The following is a 5,991-nucleotide window of genomic DNA, read 5'->3' as shown; positions in this document are numbered from 1 at the left end:
CGCGACCCGCGCCCGCGGCCCGGTCGAGCTGCCGCCCGCGTTGCTCGAGGCCGCCGGCGCGCTGACCCCGCAGATGGTGACGCCGGAGCTGATCGAGGGGCTGGCGGCCGGCCTCGGGCTGGGCGGGGACATCGGCAAGAGCATGGCCGCGGTCAACTCGCTGCTCAACGTGGCCCCGCCCGCCCTGCGTGAGGCTCTGCTGGCCGGCTTCCTGAGCCAGCTCCAGCGTCCCGCGTGGTGAGGGGTAGGTTGACGACTGTGTCCGCCTTGCCAGGAGTCCTCGGGGATCCCATCAAGTTCGTGCTGAACTGGGGTCGCCGCTACTCGCTGTGGGTCTTCAACTTCGGCCTGGCCTGCTGCGCGATCGAGTTCATCGCGACCAGCATGGGCCGGCACGACTTCATGCGGCTCGGCGTGATCCCGTTCGCGCACGGCCCGCGCCAGGCCGACCTGATGGTGGTCTCCGGCACGGTCACCGACAAGATGGCCCCCGCGATCCGCCGCCTGTACGACCAGATGCCCGAGCCCAAGTACGTGATCTCGTTCGGCTCCTGCTCGAACTGCGGCGGGCCGTACTGGGACTCGTACTCGGTGACCAAGGGCGTCGACCAGCTCATCCCCGTCGACGTCTACGTGCCCGGCTGCCCGCCACGGCCGGAGGCGCTGCTGCACGGCATCCTGCGCCTGCAGGAGCAGATCGCCGCCGAGCAGTCCGGTCCCGGCGGGGTGTCACGGCCCGACCCGCTGGTCCCGGGGCCGCCCCCGGCGCGACCCCGCGACGCCGGTTCGCTGACGGCACCGTCGGTCAAGCGCCCCGTTTGATGGTGGGATACAGCTAGTCTGCCCATCATGAGCGAGCAGTCCCGGGCGGACTTCATCATCGACGTATTGACCAGGGAGTTCGGCGACCTGATGGCGCTGGACCCGGCTGCCTTCCGGCGCAAGTTCCGGAAGATGGCCGCGTCACCGTTCGCGTTCTACCGGGGCAGCGCCTCGCTGTTCTACGCCGACCAGACCGGTGCGTACCGCGACGACGCCTTCCTCGACGAGCGGACCAGCCGGGTGTGGATCCACGGCGACCTGCACGCGGAGAACTTCGGCACCTACATGAACTCGTCCGGCCAGCTCGTTTTCAACGTCAATGACTTCGACGAGGCGTACGTCGGCCCGTTCATCTGGGACCTCAAGCGGTTCTGTGCCAGCGTGGCCCTGATCGGCTACAGCAAGGCCCTGTCCGACCAGGTGATCAGCGAGCTGGTCGGCACGTTCGCCCGGGGCTACCTGACCGAACTGCGGGCGATCGCCACCGGTGGTGACGACGCGATCGGCTCGATCACCCTGGACAACGCCGACGGGGTGCTGCGCCGGGTGCTCCAGGAGGCCCGGCTCAACACCCGGGTCGACCTGCTCGCCGGCCAGACCACGATCGACGACTACGAGCGGCGCTTCTCCCTCGGCGACGGCGTCTACGACGTGGACGAGCCGACCGCCGCCACCGTCCGGGCCGCCTTCTCCGAATACCTGGACACGCTGCCCTCGCACGGTCACGGCATCTCCACCGGGATCAAGGACATCAAGCTGCGCAAGGGCGTGGGCATCGGCTCGGCCGGCCTGCCGTCGTACAACCTGCTGCTGGAGGGGCACACCCAGGCGCTGGAGAACGACGTCATCATCTACATGAAGCAGGCCCAGGTGCCGGCCGTCGCCCGGTGGATCGACGACGAGCGGGTCCGGTCCTACTTCCGGCACCAGGGACACCGCACGGCCGAGTCGCAGCGGGCCCTGCAGGCGCACGCCGACCCGTGGCTGGGCTACACCGAGCTCAACGGCGTCGGCCAGCTCGTCGCCGAGGTGTCGCCGTACGCGGCCGACCTGGACTGGGCCGACGTGAACGAGTCCGAGGAGCTCAGCGGTGTCGTCGCCGACCTGGGCCGCGCGGTGGCCCGGATGCACTCGGTGGCCGACGACGAGTCCAGCCACGACCTGGTCGACTTCTCCACCGAGGAGGCCATCGTGGCCGCGGTCGACAAGGACGAGGCGAGTTTCCTCACGCTGCTGGTCAACTTCGCCCACCAGTACGGCGACCAGGCCCGCGAGGACCACCAGGACTTCGTCGACCTGTTCCGCAACGGCCGCCTCCCCGGTCTCTGATCAGCGCGGCAAGAACTGGTAGGCGGCGTCCCCGGGCGCCGGTGACGGGCTCTCGTAGCTCAGCGACAGATCGACCTGCCGGTTGCGGATGACACCGACAACGAGGTCCTGCCGCCGCGGCGGATACTGGCACGGCGCCGTCCAGGTCTTCGTCGCGAGCACCGTGCCCTCCGGATCGGCGGCGCTGCGGGCCTGCCGGAGCCGGATCCGCAACGTGCCGGTGCCGGCGCAGGCCACGGCCAGCCGGAAGTCGCCGTTCAGCGGCTCCCAGCCGACATGGAGGCGCCGGTCACCCACCTCGCCACCGCCGCCCCCACCCGAGCCCGGCGGCAGGGGGTCCCGGGGCAGGACGCCGCTCGGATTGTTCGCCTCGCTCCGGGCCGCGGGCCTGCCGGTGTCGCTGGTCGCCCGGTAGGCGAAGCCCGCCCGCCCGCGCGCACTCTCGGCGTCCACCAGCTCGACAGTGATGTCGAGGAACTGGCCCAGCACGAAGGTGGTGCCCGCGGGCACCGGAGCGGCCGAGCACCGGGCGGTGATCCGGGCCACCTCCACCGGTACGGTCGAACCGCTTTCGCTGCCGGGCCTGCCCCGTACCAGCAGGGTCACCGAACCGGTGCCCGCGCAGGCGATCTGCAGATCGATCTCGCCCAGATAGATCTGCTGGGTCGCGGACATGATGCCGGCGACCGGTCCCCGGCGGGAGAACACGGCGGCCCCGGGATTGCCGGCCGTCACCGCCCGGTCCGCCACGCCGGTGAGGCGGTCCAGCTCGGCCTGCGTCAGCGAGTCACGGTTGGCGGGGGTGGTGGGCCGGGACGGGAAACCGAGCAGGGCCACGGTGCCGCTCAGCGCCAGAAGCAGGACACCGGCGAAGGCCGCGGTGGCGGTGCGGCGGCGTCGCACGGTACGGCGTACGCGATCAGCCCCGGGCGGCCGCACCTGCCACACGGTGTCGGCGCGGAACTCCGCGAAGAGGTCCTCGAACTCCTCAGCCACCGTGCACCTCCGCGGAGTCGGCGCCGAGCTGGACGGCGAGTGCAGCCCGGCCCCGGTGCAGCCAGGACTTGACCGTGCCCTCGGCGACGCCCTCCCGGTCGGCGATCTCGGCGACGCTCAGATCGGCGAGGTGCCGCAGCACCACGGCCCGCCGATGGGTGGCCGGCAACGTGGCCAGGGCGGCGACCAGCGCCACCCGGTCCGGACCGGGCCCTTCCAGCTGAGCCTCGTCGCGCCGCTGCTTGCGCAGGAAGTTCAGCGCCGTACGGGAACGCCGCCAGCGGCTGACGGCCAGATTCCAGGCCACCCGCCGGATCCAGGCCACCGGGTCGTCGTACCGGCTCACCGTCTTCCACCGGCTGTAGGCCCGGCAGAAGGCCTCCTGGACGACGTCCTGGGCCTCCTGGCGGTCCCCGAAATAGGCGTAGAGCTGGACAGTCAGATCTCCGAAGTGCACGGCGTACACCTCGTCGAAGGTCGGCGGGTCGTCGGGCACGGCTGCTGGCGTCTCCGGTCGGGATCTGGCGCCCAGGGTGGTTGCCTGCGCTGTCACGGGCACTACACGTGCCACCGGGGCGATGGGTTGCGGCGCACCCTGCCACAGATCGGCGTGGGTCGTTGCCCCGGCCAACCGGCGACTCCCAAGATCACTCAAGAGGATTAGACCGTCCGGGGTACGGTGCCCGCCCGCCGGTGACGCGCATTGTTCCGTTCGTCGGCACGGGCGCACACAACGGCTGTCGCTCTTTCAGGAGCTGCCCGGAACCGCGAATCGCAATTAAGGTTCTGCGGTGTCCGGCATTTTTGCGCGCCACTGAGGAGTTTGTTTTGCCGACCATTTCCCGACGACCCGCCACCGTGGCCCGGGCCGCTGCGACCGTCGCTGCTCTGGCCGCGTCGATGCTGGCGGCAGTGGCCTCGCCGGCCCTGGCTGACAATGCGCACATGAACTGGCCGACCTCCGGTCCCATTACCGGAATTGTCGGTGACAAGCGCACCGGCCATAGCCATCAGGGCGTCGACATCGGGGCGCCGACGGGCTCGCCGGTCTATGCCACCTACGACGGAAAAGTCACCAACGCCTTCAAGGACTCCTGCGGCGGGCAGACCATTTATATCGCGCACGCCTACGGTTACCAGTCCCGTTATCTGCACCTGAGCAGCTTCTCGGTCGGCGTCGGCCAGCAGGTCAGCCAGGGGCAGAAGATCGCGGTCTCCGGCAACACGGGCACCTGCACCACGGGTGCCCACCTGCACTTCGAGATCCGCCAGAACGGCTCGTCGGTCTCCTTCGCCCCGGCGACCGCCCGCAACTCCAGGGTGTCGGCCGGCGCGGCGATCAGCTATGCGTTCGCCGGACTCGGCAGCGGCGGCCCGGCGGCGGCACCACCAGACGTCGCGATCGCCCGGACGGCCGCCGGGCAGGGCTACTGGCTGGCCGCTGCGGACGGCGGCGTCTTCTCGTACGGTGACGCCCAGTTCTACGGCAGCATGGGCGGCAAGCCACTCGCCGCGCCGGTGGTCGGCATCGCGGCGACCCCGTCCGGCAAGGGCTACTGGCTCGTCGCGAAGGACGGTGGCATCTTCGCGTTCGGTGATGCGCAGTTCTACGGCAGCATGGGCGGCAAGCCGCTGAACGCGCCGATGGTCGGCATCACGCCGACGGCGACCGGGCGCGGGTACTGGACGGTGGCCCGCGACGGCGGGATCTTCGCCTTCGGTGATGCGCAGTTCTACGGCAGCATGGGCGGCAAGCCGCTCAACGCCCCGGTGGTCGGCTTGGCGGCGACCCCGTCCGGCAAGGGCTACTGGCTGGTGGCGGCTGACGGCGGCATCTTCGCCTTCGGTGACGCACCGTTCTACGGCAGCATGGGCGGCAAGCCGCTGAACGCGCCGATGGTCGGCATCGCCTCGACCACCACCGGCGCCGGCTACTGGATGGTCGCCAGGGACGGCGGAGTGTTCACCTTCGGGGACGCGACGTTCTTCGGCGGCGGACAGGACTGACCGAGCGCATTGAGCTCAGCTGGGTGAGACGCCGTCGATCCACCGGCGTCTCACCCGGCGTCTGTTTGCCGGCCGGCTTTCCGGGCGCGGGCCGGGGACGGAACCGGGCCGGATCATAGGATGTGCGGCATGACCCCCGAAGAGGTCGGCGAGCGGATGGTCGCCCTGCTGACGGCAGACGCGGACGACGCCCCCGCCGAGGGCACGATCGTCGCCGGAGTCTCCGGTGGCGGCCCCGGCCACGAGCGGGCCGTGATCGACGTGCCGGCCGCGCTGTGGTGGACCGCGGTCGGTGCCGCCCGCGACCCGGGCGCGCTGGGCTGCGACTTCTTCGACTGGCTGTCAGCGGTCGACGAACTGGACGAGGGCTTCACCGTCGTCGCGCACCTTTGGTCCACCCGCCGCAAGCACGGGCTGCTGCTGCGCGCCCGGGTGACCCGGGACAACCCGGTGGTCGAATCGGTGATCGACCTGTTCCCGGGCGCGGCGTGGCACGAGCGGGAGACCCACGAGATGTTCGGGATCAGCTTCACCCGCCACCCGGACCTGCGGCCGCTGCTGCTGCCGCCGGGCTTCGAGGGCAACCCGCTGCGCAAGGAGTTCGTGCTGGCGTCCCGGGTGGCCAAGGCCTGGCCGGGTGCGAAGGAGCCGGGGGAGTCGGAGGCTGGGACGGCCAAGCGGGCCCCGATGCGGCCGCCGGGCGTACCTGATCCGAACGAGTGGGGTCCGATGAAGGGCAAGGTCCCACCGCCGGAGACCCCGGCCCGGCGCGCCCCGGGCGACCGGCCCGTGCGCGCGGGCGGAGCAGTCCCCGGCGGGGAACGCCCGGCCCGCCCG

General features: G+C 71.1%; 6 protein-coding genes and 1 pseudogene. 5 read left to right on the top strand and 2 right to left on the bottom strand.

Going from position 1 to position 5,991, the window contains the following annotated elements:
- The 3 genes and pseudogenes from AB0C29_RS29705 to AB0C29_RS29695 form a co-directional block, all read left to right on the top strand.
- Positions 1-241, top strand: a pseudogene (locus AB0C29_RS29705) (aspartate aminotransferase family protein); the annotation flags it as partial.
- 17 nt (positions 242-258) lie between these two features.
- Entirely contained in the window at positions 259-822 is a 564-nt protein-coding gene (locus AB0C29_RS29700) for an NADH-quinone oxidoreductase subunit B family protein (protein ID WP_360826892.1), read from the top strand.
- A 27-nt stretch (positions 823-849) separates the two neighbouring features.
- On the top strand, positions 850-2,151 hold the full coding sequence (locus AB0C29_RS29695; RefSeq protein WP_360826888.1) for a DUF2252 domain-containing protein: 1,302 nt from the start codon (positions 850-852) through the stop codon (positions 2,149-2,151).
- Here AB0C29_RS29695 and AB0C29_RS29690 read toward each other — a convergent pair whose 3' ends face one another.
- Positions 2,152-3,147, bottom strand: a complete 996-nt coding sequence (locus tag AB0C29_RS29690) for a hypothetical protein (protein WP_360826885.1) — start codon at positions 3,145-3,147, stop codon at positions 2,152-2,154.
- Positions 3,140-3,643 carry a SigE family RNA polymerase sigma factor gene (locus tag AB0C29_RS29685; RefSeq protein ID WP_360551979.1) on the bottom strand — a complete coding sequence of 168 codons (504 nt, stop codon included), beginning with the start codon at positions 3,641-3,643 and terminating at the stop codon, positions 3,140-3,142. Before AB0C29_RS29685 ends, AB0C29_RS29690 begins: the two co-directional genes overlap by 8 nt.
- 332 nt (positions 3,644-3,975) lie before the next feature.
- On the opposite strand from AB0C29_RS29685, the gene AB0C29_RS29680 reads away from it, so the two are divergent.
- Together AB0C29_RS29680 and AB0C29_RS29675 are read left to right on the top strand one after the other, a co-directional pair.
- The gene (locus tag AB0C29_RS29680; RefSeq protein WP_360826882.1) at positions 3,976-5,154 is read left to right on the top strand and encodes a peptidoglycan DD-metalloendopeptidase family protein; all 1,179 of its coding nucleotides are present in this window, start codon (positions 3,976-3,978) and stop codon (positions 5,152-5,154) included.
- A gap of 129 nt (positions 5,155-5,283) precedes the next feature.
- Positions 5,284-5,991 (top strand): NADH-quinone oxidoreductase subunit C (locus AB0C29_RS29675; RefSeq protein WP_360826878.1); only part of this gene is annotated, 708 nt, incomplete at its 3' end.

Source organism: Actinoplanes sp. NPDC048791, assembly GCF_040650095.1.
GTDB lineage: Bacteria > Actinomycetota > Actinomycetes > Mycobacteriales > Micromonosporaceae > Actinoplanes.
Note: the sequence above shows the minus strand (reverse complement) of the source record. Positions and strands in the feature narration are given on the sequence as shown.